15 protein-coding genes are annotated in these 15794 nt (G+C 64.2%); 4 read left to right on the forward strand and 11 right to left on the reverse strand.

The genetic code is table 11. The features are described 5' to 3' along the window. Window positions 1-102: 102 nt before the first annotated feature. From SM755_RS08085 to SM755_RS08110, 6 genes are all read right to left on the reverse strand, one after another. Window positions 103-2175 carry a TRAP transporter fused permease subunit gene (locus SM755_RS08085; RefSeq protein ID WP_323172218.1) on the reverse strand — a complete coding sequence of 691 codons (2073 nt, stop codon included), beginning with the start codon at window positions 2173-2175 and terminating at the stop codon, window positions 103-105. 42 nt (window positions 2176-2217) lie between these two features. After that, complete coding sequence (locus tag SM755_RS08090) at window positions 2218-3270, reverse strand: TAXI family TRAP transporter solute-binding subunit (protein ID WP_323172219.1); 1053 nt, start codon at window positions 3268-3270, stop codon at window positions 2218-2220. A gap of 93 nt (window positions 3271-3363) precedes the next feature. Beyond that, window positions 3364-4566 (reverse strand): CoA transferase, encoded by a 1203-nt coding sequence (locus SM755_RS08095; protein WP_323172220.1) that lies wholly within the window; start codon window positions 4564-4566, stop codon window positions 3364-3366. A gap of 77 nt (window positions 4567-4643) precedes the next feature. Continuing rightward, window positions 4644-4829, reverse strand: a complete 186-nt coding sequence (locus tag SM755_RS08100) for a hypothetical protein (protein ID WP_006108117.1) — start codon at window positions 4827-4829, stop codon at window positions 4644-4646. Window positions 4830-4914: 85 nt separating this feature from the next. Next, window positions 4915-6132 carry a mandelate racemase/muconate lactonizing enzyme family protein gene (locus SM755_RS08105; RefSeq protein ID WP_323172221.1) on the reverse strand — a complete coding sequence of 406 codons (1218 nt, stop codon included), beginning with the start codon at window positions 6130-6132 and terminating at the stop codon, window positions 4915-4917. Window positions 6133-6249: 117 nt separating this feature from the next. Beyond that, the gene (locus SM755_RS08110) at window positions 6250-7362 is read right to left on the reverse strand and encodes a mandelate racemase/muconate lactonizing enzyme family protein (RefSeq protein WP_323172222.1); all 1113 of its coding nucleotides are present in this window, start codon (window positions 7360-7362) and stop codon (window positions 6250-6252) included. Between the two features lie 160 nt (window positions 7363-7522). Here SM755_RS08110 and SM755_RS08115 point away from each other — a divergent pair, with 160 nt between their 5' ends. Then, a complete protein-coding gene (locus tag SM755_RS08115) occupies window positions 7523-8824 on the forward strand; it encodes a DUF362 domain-containing protein (protein WP_323172223.1) in 1302 nt (433 codons plus the stop codon). Between the two features lie 4 nt (window positions 8825-8828). Here SM755_RS08115 and SM755_RS08120 read toward each other — a convergent pair whose 3' ends face one another. Next, entirely contained in the window at window positions 8829-9626 is a 798-nt protein-coding gene (locus SM755_RS08120) for an IclR family transcriptional regulator (RefSeq protein WP_323172224.1), read from the reverse strand. 442 nt (window positions 9627-10068) lie between these two features. Here SM755_RS08120 and SM755_RS08125 point away from each other — a divergent pair, with 442 nt between their 5' ends. The 3 genes from SM755_RS08125 to SM755_RS08135 are packed head-to-tail and all read left to right on the forward strand — an operon-like array spanning window position 10069 to window position 12067. Next, window positions 10069-10857, forward strand: a complete 789-nt coding sequence (locus SM755_RS08125) for an SDR family oxidoreductase (protein ID WP_323172225.1) — start codon at window positions 10069-10071, stop codon at window positions 10855-10857. Next, window positions 10854-11201 (forward strand): cupin domain-containing protein, encoded by a 348-nt coding sequence (locus SM755_RS08130; protein WP_323172226.1) that lies wholly within the window; start codon window positions 10854-10856, stop codon window positions 11199-11201. The genes SM755_RS08125 and SM755_RS08130 overlap by 4 nt, the downstream gene beginning before the upstream one ends. Window positions 11202-11245: 44 nt before the next feature. After that, entirely contained in the window at window positions 11246-12067 is an 822-nt protein-coding gene (locus tag SM755_RS08135; protein ID WP_323172227.1) for a fumarylacetoacetate hydrolase family protein, read from the forward strand. Between the two features lie 71 nt (window positions 12068-12138). Here the strand turns inward: SM755_RS08135 and SM755_RS08140 are convergent, their stop codons facing one another. From SM755_RS08140 to SM755_RS08155, 4 genes are all read right to left on the reverse strand, one after another. Then, window positions 12139-12573, reverse strand: coding sequence for a universal stress protein (locus SM755_RS08140; protein WP_323172228.1), 435 nt, complete (start codon window positions 12571-12573; stop codon window positions 12139-12141). Between the two features lie 501 nt (window positions 12574-13074). Further along, window positions 13075-13827: a metallophosphoesterase gene (locus tag SM755_RS08145; protein WP_323172598.1), complete on the reverse strand. Its 753-nt coding sequence runs from the start codon at window positions 13825-13827 to the stop codon at window positions 13075-13077. 43 nt (window positions 13828-13870) lie between these two features. Continuing rightward, entirely contained in the window at window positions 13871-14800 is a 930-nt protein-coding gene (locus tag SM755_RS08150; protein WP_323172229.1) for a ribonucleoside-diphosphate reductase, read from the reverse strand. Between the two features lie 127 nt (window positions 14801-14927). Beyond that, a complete protein-coding gene (locus SM755_RS08155) occupies window positions 14928-15425 on the reverse strand; it encodes a hypothetical protein (RefSeq protein WP_006665883.1) in 498 nt (165 codons plus the stop codon). Window positions 15426-15794: the final 369 nt, after the last annotated feature.

Here is a 15794-nt window from a genome sequence, read left to right on the forward strand (position 1 = left end):
GCGTATAGTATTGCAGAGATCAGATGAGGACATCTGCCATTGCGAATAGCTATGAATTCTGTGAGGTCAGCAGAATAGAAACATATCACATATATCGTTGAACTATCGGCTGAGTTCGGATCCGACCGGTACCGTCCAGCTGTCTGAGAGGTACTTTTCGGCGATGAAGACTAGTGCGAAGACGGCGATGCCGGCGACCTGGGCGAACAGGGTCGGGTAGACCATGATGAACGCGCCGAGCCAGAACAGGCCGAAGCGGATCGGGATGGTGTACTGGCGGTCGAAGTAAAACGGATAATTGAGTCCGTAGATGATCGTCACCGCGCCGAGCAGGACGGCACCGGCCGTGATCAGCGACTGGACGCCGAGTGCGGTCGAGACGAGTTCAGGATGGTAGATGAACGACAGGGGGAGGACGAAAAGCGGCGCGGCGATCGTCATCGCGGTGGCGCACGTTTCCCAGAAGTTGGATTCGGCGATGCCGGCGGCGACGACGACGGCGATGGCGACGGGCGGGGTGACGCCGGCCATGACGGCGGCGTAGAACACCATGTAGTGGGCCGCGAGTTCGGGAACGCCGAAGTCGTTGACGAACGCCGGGGCGACGAGGGTGGAGGTGATCACGTAGGCCGCGACGGTCGGCATGCCGATGCCCATGACGATACAGACGAGCATGCCGAGGATGGCGGCGATGAACAGGACGCCGCCGGAGATGTCCATCAACATCAGCGCGATCTTCGAGGGGGTGCCGGTCACCATCAGCAGGTCGACGATGCCGTTGACGGCGGCCAGGATGATGGCGATCGGCGCGAGGATGATCGCGCCGCGGCGAAAGCCGGCGACGGTGTTGCCGAGTTCGGTGACGAGCGAGTCGACGATGCGGGATCGGCGGACCGATCGGAGGCGCGGGCTCCGGGCCGATGGCCGGTCGTCGAGTTCGACGGTCGCGGACCGGCGTCCGGTGACGACCGCGTAGATCGACTGGAGCACGGGGGTCGCGATACCGAGGCCGATCATGGTGGCAATGGTCCAGAGGGCGGACGTCGCGACGGTCCACTGCAACACGCCGAGCAGGGCGATCAGGACGAGGAAGGGGACGCCGAATCGGATTCCCTCGACGAGTTTGTCCCCGCGGGTGAGTCGCTCGTCGAAGAGGTCGTCGAACTGCAGGTCCTGGCTCCCGACCTCGCGGATCGAGGTGTAGTGGACGCCGATGACGATGCTGGCGACGAGGATCGCAGCGGGCAGTAGTCCGGCGGAGATGACGTCGACGTAGGCGATCTGGAGAAACGAGGCCATCACGAACGCCGAGGCACCCATGACCGGCGGCAGGACCTGCCCGGAGGTCGAGGCCGTCCCCTCGATCGCGGCCGCCGTCCGCGGGCGGAGGCCGCTGTCGATCATCGTCGGAATGGTGAACGAGCCGGTCATGCCGGCGTTTGCGGCGTAACTCCCGTTCACCGATCCGATGATCGCGCTCGCGAGAACGGCGGTCTGGGCGACGCCCGATTCGATGTACTTCGCGCTCGCGATCGCCACCCGGAGGATGAGATCGAATGCGCCGTAGGCGAACAACAGCCCAGCGTACAGGAGAAACGGCGCGATCAGCGTGGCCGTAAGCTGCGTCAGCGAGCCGAAGAACCCGCCGAGATCGGTGATCAGAACCTGCAACATGTACCGCGTATCGATTCCGGCGTGGCCGAAGATGCCGGGCAGCATCCACCCGTAGAGGGCGTACGCCATCGCGCCGACGACGAGACCGAGGAAAATCTTCCCATAGGACCGCCAGGTCAGGTACAGGATGACGGCGACCACCAGCCAGGCGAGGTGGTACTCGTGCTCCAGCGCCCGTCCCTGTCGCTGCTGGTAGACGGCTTCGAAGTTCGTAAACAGGTAGGCGCAGGCGACGATCATCACGCTGGCGCAGGCGATCAGTATCAGCAGATCGAGATCGTCGCCGGCTTCGATCGATCCAACCGCCTCGTTGAGGATGTACAGTACCAGAATGCTGCCGAGGAACACGACGGCGTACTGCGCTCGGCTCAGCGTGCCGGGTGAACTCGCCCAGAAGAGGACGATTCCCCAGAACAGCAGCGCGCCGATCGTGATCGCGGAGTTGAGGTATCGGAGCGTTGTTTCTCGAACGGTCGTCGATGTCGGTTGTGCTGTCGTCATGGGTGCAGTGGTGGGTCAGTCGCGCAGGTCGGCCGCCCGTCGTCAGTTGTAAGAGCCGGCCTCGTCGGGATCGCCGACGAGCCAGTCGTCGTTCCAGGCGTCCTGGTCCTGGTAGTACTCCGCCGCACCGGGATGCCACGGGTAATCGTCGATCGCCGCCGACGTGAGCTCGTCGAGCGATTCCGGGGTGAACCGCGGTTCGGCGTCGCGAACGGCGTCTCCGTGTTCGTGTGCGATCCGCGTGAGTTCGTAGACCTGATCCGTGGACGTCTCGGGGTGAAACGTAAACGTCACTTCGAGGTCCCAGGAGACGATCCCGTCAGCACCGATGTCCTGTTGCCACTGGAAGTCTTCGACGACGTCGTCGTACTCCGAAAACCCGGCACCGGAGTACTCCTGGATCGCCTCGACGAGTTCGTCCGTGTGTTCGACGTATCGAACGTCGGTCCGGCTGTCGTACTCGACGACGAAGCCGGTGTTGCCGACGCCGGGGGTGCCGTAAGCGATTGCGGCGTCGATCGTCCCTTCTTCCATCGCACCGGGGGCGTCGTCGACGCCCATGTCGACGATGTCCATCTCCTCGTAGACGTCCGCGATCTGGGGCATCTGCCAGACGTCGAGCGTCGTCGCGCGGGTCGAGTAGCCGGGCTCGGCCGGGTAGACGGTGGCACCCGCGAGGTCGTCGAACGTTTCGATGTCGGTGTCAGAACGGGCGACGACGTAGATGCTGTAGGGAAAGGCGAGAAACCCCTGCCAGGGGAGCGTTTCGACCGAACTGTCCGCGAACATGTCCTCGCCGTTCATCGCTTTGGACATCGTGTTCGTGTCGACGATGCCGCCGTCGACCTGGCCGTCGCTCATCCGGTTCGTCGTCCCGACGTAGCCCGGACTCTCGATCGTCGAGTACGCCACGTCCTCGCCGTGGTCGGAGACGGCCTGTTCGAACGCCAGTCCGACGTCCCACGTCCCGCCGGCGGACGCGCCCATCCGAACGGTGTCCCCGCCCCCGCCGCCCAAACAGCCCGCCGCACCGAGTGCACCGATCGCTGCACCTGTCTGTAGGACGCTCCGGCGGCTGATGTTACCAATAACCATGGTGAGTCTACCATCGACTGGATATCGTATATATTCTTTGGTGAGAGATACCGTCCCACCGAAAGGAGAACCGAGCTCGGTCAGCAAGCGGCGCTATCGCCCGAGGACGCTCGCAAGCGCCTCGTCGGACAGCACGGCCGAGAGCACGGGTTCCGTGTGCTCGCCGAGCTGCGGCGGTTTGTGGCCCGATCGCGTCGTCTTGCCGGCGAACTCGATCGGACAGGTTGGGAACGGAAGGTCGACGCCGTCGATCGTCAGCTCATCGAGCGTTCCGCTCGCCCGGAGGTGCTCGTCCTCGAAGACCTCGACGGTGTCCTGAACCGGCGCTCCCGGCAGGCCGCGCTCGCGGAACAATTCGAACCACTCGTCGTTCGTTCGCTGCTCGAAGATCGGCTCGAGTTCAGCTGTTAGCGATTCGCGGTGCTCGACGCGGTCGTTGTTGGCCGCGTAGCGGTCGTCGGTCGCGAGTTCGGGGCGGTCGATGGCCTCACAGAACGCGGTCCAGGTGTCGTCGCTGCCGATGGCGATGGCGAACCAGCCGTCCGCGGTTTCGACGGTGCGGTAGGGTGCCAGCGAGGGGTGGACGGTACCCTGTCGCGGGTACGGTTCCTCGGTGACGAACGTGCGCCCCGCCCGCTCGGTGAGCCAGGAGACGAGCCCTTCGAACATGGGCACGTCGATGTACTGGCTCTCGTCGTTGTAGAGTGCGGTCGTGATGCCGATGACGGCGTACATGCCGGCGCAGATGTCGCCGATCGGAATGCCGGGGCGGGCCGGCGGGCCGTCCGCCTGGCCGGTGATACTCATGCTGCCGCCGAGGGCCTGGACGACCATGTCGAAGGCGGGCATGTCGCGGTAGGGGCCTTCGAGAAAGCCGGAGATAGAGCAGTAGACGAGTTCGTCGGTGACCTCGCGGAGGTCGTCGTAGCCGAGGCCCCACTTTGCCATCGTGCCGGGGCGGTAGTTCTCGACGAGCACGTCGGCCGTTTCGGCGAGGCGTTCGAGGGCGGCAGCACCCTCCTCGGAGGCCAGGTTCAATTCGACGCTTCGCTTGCCCCGATTGAGTGACGTGAAGTAGGCGGTGAGACCGGACTCGCCGATTTCGGGGCCGACGCTTCGCGTGATGTCGCCGCGGTCGGGCCGTTCGATCTTGACGACGTTCGCGCCAAGATCTGCGAGCATCTGCGTCGCGAAGGGGCCCGAAAGCATCTGCGTACAGTCGAGGACGCGAACGCCCTCGAGTGGGGCGTTCTCCGTCTGCGTCCCGGCCGGCGTCGACAGCGGGTCGGATGTCATGTCTCGAGTACCGTTCGCTCCCGTAATGAGCACTCCGTTCTCCCTCGCCTCGCCCGCGGACGATCCTTGCAGCGCCGTCAGCCGAGATAGCGGACGAACCAGAGGGCCAGCATCGCGAACAGCGCCAGGGCGAGGACAACCTCGATGGCGGTGACGGCGGCGGGGACGTACGTCCGGATACCCGCCGCCGTCTCGTCGTAGCGCTCGTGGACACGGCCGAGCGTCTCTACCACCCGCGTTCCGATCGTCTCGTCCGAAGCCATGCGTGATACACACTGACTACCGTGTTAAATCCACCCGTTTTGCAGTTCCAGCGTTGAACTCGTCGACATCCGTGCGGCCGACGCCCTAGAAGCCGGTCGTCCCGTCGAGCAAGTGCTCCTCGACGACCGCGTCGTCGAGTTCAACGCCGAGGCCCGGCGTCTCCGGGACCTCGATGGAGCCGTCCCGAATCAGCGGTTGGTCGCGCTCGATCAGGTCGTCCCACCAGTCGACCTCGAGCGCGTGGAACTCGAGGACGTCGAAGTTGGGGATCACCGCGCCGAGGTGGACGCAGGCCATCGTCCCGATCGGGCTACAGACGTTGTGCGGCGAGATCGGGATGTAGTTTTCTTCGGCGCGGTCGGCGATGCGCATCGTTTCGCCGAGGCCGCCGACAGTCGTCGGATCGGGCGTGACGATGTCGACGCCGTGGTCGTAGAGCAGGCCCGAGAGTTCGTGGACGCGAAATCGGTTCTCGCCGGTGGCGACCGGCGTGCGGGTGGCCGTCGTCACTTCTTTCTGGGCGTCCATGTTCTCGGGCGGGACGAGGTCTTCGAGCCACATGAGATCGTAGGGCTCGAGTTCGTATGCGAGGCGTTTCGCGCTCTCGACGGTGTAGTCCCAGTGGCAGTCGAACGCGAGGTCGACATCGTCGCCGATTGCCTCGCGGACGGCGGCGACGATCTCGCGTTTCTCCTCGATTGCGCCGTTCGTGAGTCGCCCGTTGAACGGGTCGGGATCGTTGTCCCGCTCGAGGTCGAGGTCGAACTTGAGGGCGCTAAAGCCCATGTCGACGACGCGGCGAGCCTCGTTCGCGTACGCCTGGGGCGAGTAGGCCTCGGCGTCCGCGTAGTCGGTGGAGCCGTCCTCGACGGCGTAGGCCTCGCCGGCGTGGCAGTCGCAGTAGATGCGGACCTCGTCGCGGAGTTTGCTGCCGAGCAACTGGTAAACCGGCAGGTCGAGGAGCTTCCCGGCGGCGTCCCAGAGGGCGATTTCGATGCCGGAGGCGGCGGTGACGACCTTGCCGGTCGTGCCGCCGTGGCCGGACATCTCCTGGATGATTCGCCTGTAGAGACGCTGGACGTCGAGCGGGTTCTCGCCGAGCAGGAAGCGTTCGGTGTACTCGACGAGTTCGGGGACGCCGCCGCCGCGGTAGGCTTCGCCGATGCCGGTGACGCCGGCGTCGGTTTCGATCTTGATGAGGTTCCACTCGAAGTTGCCCTCGACGACGCAGGTGTCGATGGCGGTGATTTCGACGGTGCGGCTGTCGGCTCGGTTCGCGATCTGGTTGGAGAAGTCTTTCATGGTATCTGTAAGTCGGTCGGCGACGGGTCGTATTTCGGTTCGCCGGGTGGGGCGGGTATCGATTCGGCCGGTGTGTTCCGCGTGCGGTGTCGGTGGTTGCGGGCTGGGTCGTTCGTCTCATCGCTCGTATCGGAACCGCTCGATCGCATTCTCGTCCAATCGGACGCCGTGTCCCGGCTCGTCCGGCAGGGAAATCGTGCCGTCGTCGTCCGGGCGCAGCGGCGCTTCGACGATGTCGTCGAAGACCTTCACGTCCATATCCCGGTAGAAGTACTCCACCCAGAGGGCGTTCTCGATCGAGCCGACCAGCGAGGCGTGGAGGTTCCAGTTGTAGTGGGGCGCGATCGGCACGTCGAGCGCCGCCGCGTAGTGGGCGATCTTGAGCCACTCCGTGATGCCGCCACAGACCGTCGCGTCCGGCTGGAGGATGGTCGCCGCGCCGTCGCTGTACAGGCGCTCGAAGTCGTAGCGAGGACCCTCGAGTTCACCCGTCGCGACCGGGTACGAGATCGCGTCGTTGACCGCGGTCATCGCCTCGGTGCTGTCGATCATGACCGGCTCTTCGATGAAGTACGGGTCGTAGGGTTCGAACGCCCGGCAGTTGCGGATGGCTTCCGTCGCGCTCGACCAGGCCCCGTTGGCGTCGAGCAACAGGATCCGCTCGTCGCCGATCTCCTCGCGGACGGCCGCGACGCGGTCGGCTTCCGCTTCGGGGGACCGCCGACCGACCTTCATCTTGACGACGTCGTGGCCCTCGTCGACGTAGCGGCGCATCTCCTCGCGCAGCCCCTCGTGGCCCTTGTCGTCGCGGTAGTAGCCGCCGCTGGCGTAGGCGGGGACCGCGTCTGCGTGCCCGCCGAGGAGTTTGTACAGCGGCTGCTCGGCGATCTTCGCTTTCAGGTCCCACAGCGCGATATCGACGGTCGAAATCGCCCGCAGGAGGAGTCCGGAGCGGCCGATCTGCACGGTCCCGTCGTACATCTCGCGCCAGAGCCGTTCGGTGTCTCGCGGGTCCTCACCGACGAGCATCGGCTCGAGGAGCGACTCCACCGCCTGCGAGATCAGGTGCGCGCCCTCGTACCCGAGCGAGTAGCCGACGCCCTCGCGGCCGTCCGCAGTGCGAACGAACGTGATCGCGTGGTCGCGGGCGGTCAGCGTCCGATTCGAGAAGGACACCGGCTCCGCCAGCGGGATCTCTACCGGAACGCTTTCGATTGCTGTGATCTCCACAGTCGGTGCACGTCAAACGGTACCAAAAACCATCCACCATCCGGCAAGTGTCGCCTGTGGTTACGGTTCAGCTTTCACCTTCTCCCCACCGATCCCGTTCCACGCCGCGGAATTCCGCATGTAGCCGATAATATATATACCGCGATCGAAACAAGCCACTATGGAGTTCCCCGATCGGTGCGACCTCCAGGACCTGCTCGACCCGCAGCCGCTCCCGTCGTTCGCACGCGTTCGCTACGACCCGGCCACCGAGACGCTCGACGCACCGCTCGAAACGGTCCGCGACGAACTGGGGCGACTCCCGCTCGACGAACTCGAACCGGGCGCAACCGTGGCGGTCGGCCTCGGCAGCAGAGGGATTCACCGGATCGCGGACATCGCCGCGGAAACGATCGCCGCGCTCGACGAGCGGGGGTTCGAACCGGTCGTTGTCCCCGCGATGGGGAGCCACGGCGGCGCGACGCCCGAGGGCCAGCGGGAAATCCTCGCCGCGCTCGGGATTAGCGAGGAGCGCGTCGGTGCTCCCATCGAGACCACGATGGCCGTCGAGCAGGTCGACGAGGTCGCCGTCGGCGACACGGCCACACCGGTCTACTTCTCCGCCGCCGCACTCGAGGCGGACGCAGTGTTGGTGATCAACCGGGTCAAACCGCACACGAACTTCACCGGCCGGATCGAAAGCGGATGCTGCAAGATGCTCGCCGTCGGCCTCGGCAAACAGCGAGGCGCGCGGGCGTTTCACTCGACGGCGCTCGCGGAAGGCTACGTCCCCACCATCGAGGCGCTAACCGCCGCCATCCGTAACGCCACCCCGCTGCTCGGCGGCCTCGCGCTCGTCGAAAACTTCCGCGAGGAACTCGGCCACATCGAGGCGATTCCGGCGTCCGAACTCGAAACGCGCGAACCCCAACTGCTCGAGCGGGCGACCGCAGAGATGGCGACGCTTCCAGTCGACGACATCGACCTCCTCGTCGTCGACGAACTCGGGAAGGAAATCTCCGGCGCGGGCATGGACACGAACGTGATCGGCCGGTATCGCGTCATCAACGCGCCTGATCCCGACGAGCCCTCGATCGATCTCATCTACGCGCGCGGCCTTACCGAGAAGACGAAGGGCAACGGCAACGGCATCGGCCTCGCCGACATCACGCGCCGGCGAGCGATCGAACAACTCGACCTGCAGAAAGTGTACGCGAACGCCCTGACCAGCGGCTCGCTCGCCAAGGCGAAACTCCCGCCCGTCGCGCCGGACGACGAACTCGCGCTCCGGATCGCGCTGCCCGCCCTCGGCGGCTACGATCCCGCCACCGCCCGCGTCGTCTGGATCGAGAACACGACTGACCTCGCCGAGTTCCGCGTCTCCGAGGCGCTCGCCGCTGCACTCGAGAGCGACGACGAGATCACCGTGCTCGAGCGAGAACGGCTGCGATTCGAGGACGGTACGGCCGCGTTCGATGCCTGATTGGTTACTCTACAATATGGTCAGTTGAACTCGCGTCCGAGGCGTAGGTCACGTTCAGTTCGAGTTCGTTCGCGGCGGCGAGCATCATGCTCGGGATCTCGTCTTCGAACCACTCGCCGGTGAGGCGGTGTGAGGGGCCGGCGACGGCGAGTGCGCCGACGGCCCGGCCGTCGCGTTTGACCGGGACCGCGGTGCCGTTGAGGCCGTCGACGTGTTCCTCGCGGTTGAACGCGACGCCGCGCTCGCGAACGGTTTCGAGTTCGTCGTAGAGCGCGTCGCGGTCGGTGATCGTGTTCGTCGCGTGGGCGGGCAGGCCCCACTGATCGAGGATGTCGTCGACGCGGTCGCGGGGGGAGTGTGCGAGGATCGCCTTGCCAGCAGAGGAGGAGTGGAGGTGGATCTGTCGGCCGACGCCGAAGCCAACGCGGACGGCCCGGCTACCGGTTTCGACGTGCAGGTAGATGCCGAGCCCGTGGTCTTCGACGACGAACTGGGCGCGTTCGCCGGTCTCCTCGGCGAGTTCCTGGACGTGAGGCTTGGCCATCTCGTAGGCCGGATCGCGCGTCTGGGCGGCACGTCCCAGCCGCGCAAAGCGTAGGCCGATCTGGTAGCGGTCGCCGTCGCGAGAGACGTATCGCAGGTCCGAAAGCGTCTGCAAGTGCCTGTGTGTCGTGCTTTCTGCCAGTCCGAGCCGATCCGCAATTTCGGAGAGGCGGGCGGGACCGAGCTCCTGCAGCGCGTGAATGATTTCGAAACTGGTGTTCGTGGTCTGGATCGCGTCGTTGTCGTTCCGGTCCGCCATAGTGACTGTCGGTCGGACCGCTACTTAGTAGTTCCGCTCTGTGGAATTCACCGCTACCGAGGCATACTGTTGCCAATTCACCCCGGCAGGAAAGATCCGGCGGCAGCGCGTCTGGTGCAGCGGTTATCCGGGCCCGCGACCGCAGACAGCGTTCCGGAACGCTTCTACGGGCCGGAATTCAAGAAGTGGGTGAGGCGTGCTGGCCGTCGAACTACTCTGTCACATTACAGATGTACACATGTAATCCATGGTCGATGCCAAGCGAACGAAAACCGCACATACTGTGGAAAAGCCGGTCGATAGACGTTGAAAATCCCGATACGTTCAGTCCCCGGACAATTCCGCAGTCCGGAATCCGGGGGTCGCCGACGGCATCTCGTCCGCCGTTGGGATTACCGCAACGGCAACCTTTTTCGTGCTCTCCTTTGGCTTTACGGACGATATGGACCTACAGATCGACGGCAACACGGCGCTGGTGACGGCCTCCTCGAGCGGCCTCGGAAAGGCGTCTGCGCGGGCGCTCGCCCGGGAGGGTGCAAACGTCGTCATCAACGGCCGCGACGCGGACCGACTCGCGGACGCGAAAGCCGATATCGAAGCGGACGCGACCGGCGAGGTCGTCGCCCAGCAGGGCGATCTGACCGACGAGGACGACATCAAAGCGCTGGTCGAGACGACCGTCGACGAGTTCGGCGGCATCGACCACCTCGTGACGAGCGCCGGCGGCCCGCCGTCCGGTCCGTTCCTCGACACCGACGACGAGGACTGGTACCAGGCCTACGATCTGCTCGTCATGAGCGTCGTTCGCCTCGCGCGCGAGGCGGAACCGCACCTGCGCGAGAGCGACGCGGGGACCATCGTCAACATCACCTCCCGGAGCGTCAAGGAGGCGATCGACAGCCTCGTCCTGTCGAACTCGGTTCGGATGAGCGTCATCGGCCTGGAGAAGACCCTCTCGCAGGAGTTCGCACCCGACGTGCGGACGAACGCGGTGCTTCCCGGGCCCCACGAGACCGAGCGCATCGAAGAACTCGTCAATCAGGCCGTCGACCGCGGCGAGTACGACTCCTACGAAGCGGGGCTCGACGACTGGGCGAGTAACCCGCTCGAGCGCGTCGGCGATCCGATGGAACTGGGAAACACCGTCGCGTTCCTCTCTTCGCCGCTGTCGGGCTATATCAACGGCGAGAGCGTCCTCATCGACGGGGGGTCGACCGGAGCGAACCTATGAAGCCGGTCCCGTTCGACGAGGCCGAGACCTACGAGCCCGATGAGGGCTGGCGGCGGGTCTCGATGGCCGGCAGCGACGCGTTCTCCTTCGAGTGGTTCGAAAAGCCGCCGGGACACAGCTCGCCGATGCACGACCACGAGAACGAGCAGGTCTGTCTCTGTCTCGAGGGCGAGTTGACGGTCGCGACCGAGGACGACGAAATCACGCTCGAACGGTACGACTCCGTCTGGCTCGACGCCTGGGAGTCCCACCGCGTAGAGAACACCGGCGACGAACTCGCGGTCGGGCTGGACGTGTTCGCGCCCGGGCGCTCGTTCGACTTCTGGACGGATCGGGACGACTGACGGCCTGCCGCGATACCACGTCTTCATACTCATACCCACCACCAATGAAGTACCTCGCACGCACCACCGACGGGACGCCGCTTCTCGGCGACGACGACGGCTACGTACCACTGGCGTCGGCGACACCCGAACTGGCGACCGTCAGGGACGCCCTGGCGCGCGCCGCCGACGGCACGCTGCCCGCCCTCGATACCGTTCCGGCCGCGCGAATCGACCCGGCACACATCCAGTTCGGTCCGCCGCTCGCCGAGTTCGGCAAACTCTGGGGAATCGGCCTCAACTACGCCGACCACGCCGGCGACTTGGACGAACAGCGACCCGACGAACCGGCGAGTTTCATGAAACCAGAAAGCGCGCTTACCGGCCCCGGCGGCCCGATCAAACTGCCGCCGGTCGAGCGGACGGACGGCGTCACCGCCGAAGCCGAACTCGCCGTGCTCATCGGCCGCGAGTGTCGAGCCGTCGACGAGGACACGGTCGAGGACGTAATCGCGGGCTACCTCCCCGTCATCGACATGACCGCGGAGGACATCCTCCGGCGCAACCCGCGATTTCTCACCCGCGCCAAGAGCTTCGACTCGTTCCTCGTCGTCGGCCCGGCGATCGCCGTCCCCGAGGAACCGCTCGCACTCGAGGAACTGACAGTCCGCACCATCGTCAACGACGAGATTGCAGCCGAAAACGAGATCCGAAACATGCTGTTCCCGCCGGCTGAACTCGTCTCGTTCCACAGCGACGTGATGACGCTCGAACCGGGCGATCTGATCAGCACGGGGACGCCCGGCGCGGAGCCGATCTCGCCCGGCGACTACGTCAGCGCCACAGTAGAATCGATTGGCACCGTCGATGCCCCAGTCGTTCGCTGACGGCGGCGGGGAATCCGAACACCGGACGCTCGTCTGCCGTCAGAAACTGCGGGTGCGGAGCCGCTGAGGACTCAGTCTTCGGTCTGCATCTGGGTGATGACGGGTCGATCCGCTGAAAGCAGGACCGACTGTGTGACGCTGCCGAACAGTACCTTCCCGGTCGGACTCCGCTCGCGGCCGCACAGCACGATACTGTCGGCGTCGATCTCCGAGGCGACCTCGAGGATCGTCTCGGCCGGATCGCCGTGTTCTCGCCGCATTTCGATCGACATTCCCTCCTCTTCGAGTTCAGCGAGTGCGGTCTCGGCATGCTGTGGGAAGGCCGTTTCGTCGTAGAGGTTTTCCGAATTGACGCGGCCGCTGACGCCGGTCACGTCGAATTTCTCGAAGACGTTTAGGGCGACAACCTCGATGTCCGATGGATCGCCGGGGAGCGAGCGAACAATCGAAATCGCCTGGTCCGTTCGTCGTTCGTTCCGGTTGACCGACAGTAAGACGCGATACATATCGTATCCCTCTTCGAGCGGCCCCTTAAGTGTCCTGGCGAGCGGTCGTTTCTCCTCGGCGACTGATCGGTATCGGAACTGGTGGCGATAGTGGTAGCAACATGGTGGGCAGCGACGGCGGAACCGGGTACCGTCCGACGCAAGGGTATCGATATCGAGACCACGATGAACGTTTTACGATCAATGAGTACACCAAACCTGATGTGTTTTGAGTCAGAGGTGTACTTCAATACCTCATATATATTACTGGTATGCCTCTTCTATCGTGTTCCTTCCGGAAATCAGAATATTCGCCGTTTCAGGTCCAGAAAGCCCTCATTGGTGTATCTGCATTCTGTTTCGACGAATACCAGTCCACTATTACGAAGCGGAGTATGTGGGCATATGAGCCCCTCTAAATTGGATTCGGAGTTTATATTCCTAATCGCTATTCGAGTATTGTCTTATTATTGTCTATTATTCCATTTTGGTAATTCTCGCCACTCTCGAATACACAACCAGTCACTCGTCGGGACCGAGTTCACCGGAGCCGAACTCGTGGTCGTGGGCGGTGAGTTCGAGCGTCGCCGGGTCGAGCGTGTAGTAGCGTTCCCAGGCGGGTGCGAGACTCACGACCCTGGTGCCCGCAATTTCGGCTTCGCGGTGGGTGTGGTGGTGGCCGACCAGACAGAGGGTCGGCGAGAGTGCCTCGAGCAGGTCGGTCACGTGCTCACAGCCCGGATCGTAGCCGTAGTACAGCAGGCCGGTCGGGGCCTCGTGAGTGAGCAGCACGTCGATATCCGACAGGTCGGCAGCCCGTTCGATATCTTCGTGGGTGAAGTGACGGCGGCGGTCGCCCTCGAGTTCAGCCCGTGAACAGTCGTACTTCGTCGGTGCGTAGTTGCCCGAAAGGCCGGCGACACGGCGACCCTCGAGCGCCGCGGCTGAACTCGCGAGGAGGTTGACGGTGGTCGTCTCAGCCGGTCGATTTTCGGTCCGGAGCGCCTCGATCACGTCGAAGTCCTCGTTGTTGCCGGCGACGAACCAGGTCGGTGCCGGTAGGTCGTAGTGTTCGAGGTCGCCGACCTGCAGGACGCGGTCGGGGCCGACGGTCCGATAGCATTCGAGCAGGGTCTCGCGGCGGGCCGGGTCGGACGCGTGGGCGTCACCGAGGACGAGCATGGTGGAGCGACGACCGCTGGGACTATAGTGTCCGCGGCGGCAGTCGTCGGGGTTCTCGGGGTGTCGGTCGTTCAAGTCACCGACGAGAGCGATTCGTCGCGGGCCGTCATCGGACGGCCGTGGCCGCTTCGAGCCCCTAGTCGTCTTCTAGCTGAACGAGTTCGTCGACGGCCGGAATGTCGGCTGCGGCGTCCGTGATCTGTTGCATTCGATCCGTGTGTTTTTCGAGTGCGTAGGCGGCCAGCCTTCCGTTTTCGAGACCCACCTGCTCGCTCTCGTCGTCGGGCTGGAACCGCTCGTCCTCGGTGATACCCTGGACGAGCGGCACGAGTTCGTCGACCGTCTCCTGGATGAGCGACGGGTCGACGCCGTCGGCGATGAGTTTCTTGAGCTGGTTCATGCCGAAGCCGACGTGTCTGCCCTCGTCGCTACGGATCTTGCTGAATCCTTCGACCAGTCCTGGGAGGTGCGGCAGCGCGTCGAACTCGCCGCCGTAGGACGTTTGCATCCCGTAGTAGCCCGTCTGGGCGAGAATCCCCTCGACGGTGAGGTGGTAGTGACAGTACGCCTTCGCACGGTTTTCGGGCGTGTCGTCCTCGAGTAGCCGGTACTGGGCCGCCCGGTTGCGGTCGAACAGTTCGACGTAGGGGTCGTTGAACCACTTGTCCGCGCGGGGATTCGACCGATTCCAGCCGCGTTCGTCTTCGACGGTCCAGAGGACCTCGCGCCAGTAGCGGTCGAAGAAGTCGGCGTGTTTGGCCTCCTCGTACAACTGCGTCGTCAGAAACAGCTGTTCGTCGAGATCGTCGAGTACCGTTGCAAGCGGCGCGAGATCCTCCGTGACGGCGTCCTCGCCCGCCCCGAACTTCGCGATGCCGTTTAGCGTTCGCTCCCAGTCCGCCCGAGTGAACTCGTCTGCAGCGTCGACGTATGCGAGGAGATTGTCGACGTCTTCCTCGAGTTCGATTTCGCCGGGGTCCCAGTGGCGTTCGACCGCGTTCCGATAGTAGCGGTTCGCTCGGGAATCTCGATCCATCAGGTCGGTTGGTGTGTACTCAGTTGCCATACGACATGGTATTCTGTGTAACTATTAAAGACGAGTTCACGAGAAACTGATACCAACTGAGGAGGAGTGGTTCGCGGTGTGTGGTGGGAAGAGCTGTCCGATGAGGCGAGAGCGGAGCAGGCGGCGGTTACGCGCGCCGGGATGGCGAGCCGATTTCGAAGATTTCCTCGTAGAGGCTGGCTGCGAGTTGGTCCATGTTCGCCGCCGCCTCGCTGGCGTCCATCGTATCGCCGACGCCCTGCCATTCAATCGAGAGGCGAGAGAGCGGGACGAGTGCGATACCGCCGATCGTGATGGTGCCGTCGGAGGTGTGAACGGTCCACTCGGTTCGCATGCCGGTAGCGGATTTCGTGACGGTTTCGATCTCGCCGCCGGCGTCGGCCCAGCGTTCGACGAGGCCATCGGTGATCCGTCGCAGTTTTCGTTCGCCGAGGACGTGCACGACGACACCGGTGCCTGCGAGAAGGACGAACGCGACAGCTGCGAACGGGATGCCGCCGTAGGGGACGTTCACCGACGCTGCGAGCCCCGCCGTCACGACGACGAGGCCGAGTACGCGAGCGTCGAGTGCGCTGGGGACCGTCCCGCTCCAGGCGGTCTCCTGAGTCGGCTGATCGAGTTGCATCTGTCGGGATTGGGAACGACGAACGGGTAGCCGTTCCCCTGTTCTATTGCTCTCTTTAAAGGCTGTGCCGGACAACGGATCGCTGTTCCAGCACTAGAGCAGCAACCGGTGAACCGATATGACTGGTGGAGACACGTATCGTGACATACGCGTCCGACCGGTATCGTCGAACTACTCGCTGCGAACGGTCTGGTGGCCCCCATAATCAACAGCTATCGTCGCTACTGCAAGTCAATACATGCCCGATCGTATGATGACCAGACGGTCGGTATGCAAATCGTTGCAGCTGTTACTATAGACGAGCCAAGTCCCGAACGCTTGGCAGGGAATAACATGATTTAATATACAGTAGAAATACATACATTGGTG

Origin of the sequence: Natrialba sp. PRR66, assembly GCF_034808065.1 — an archaeon.
Classification (GTDB): Archaea; Halobacteriota; Halobacteria; order Halobacteriales; family Natrialbaceae; genus Natrialba; species Natrialba aegyptia.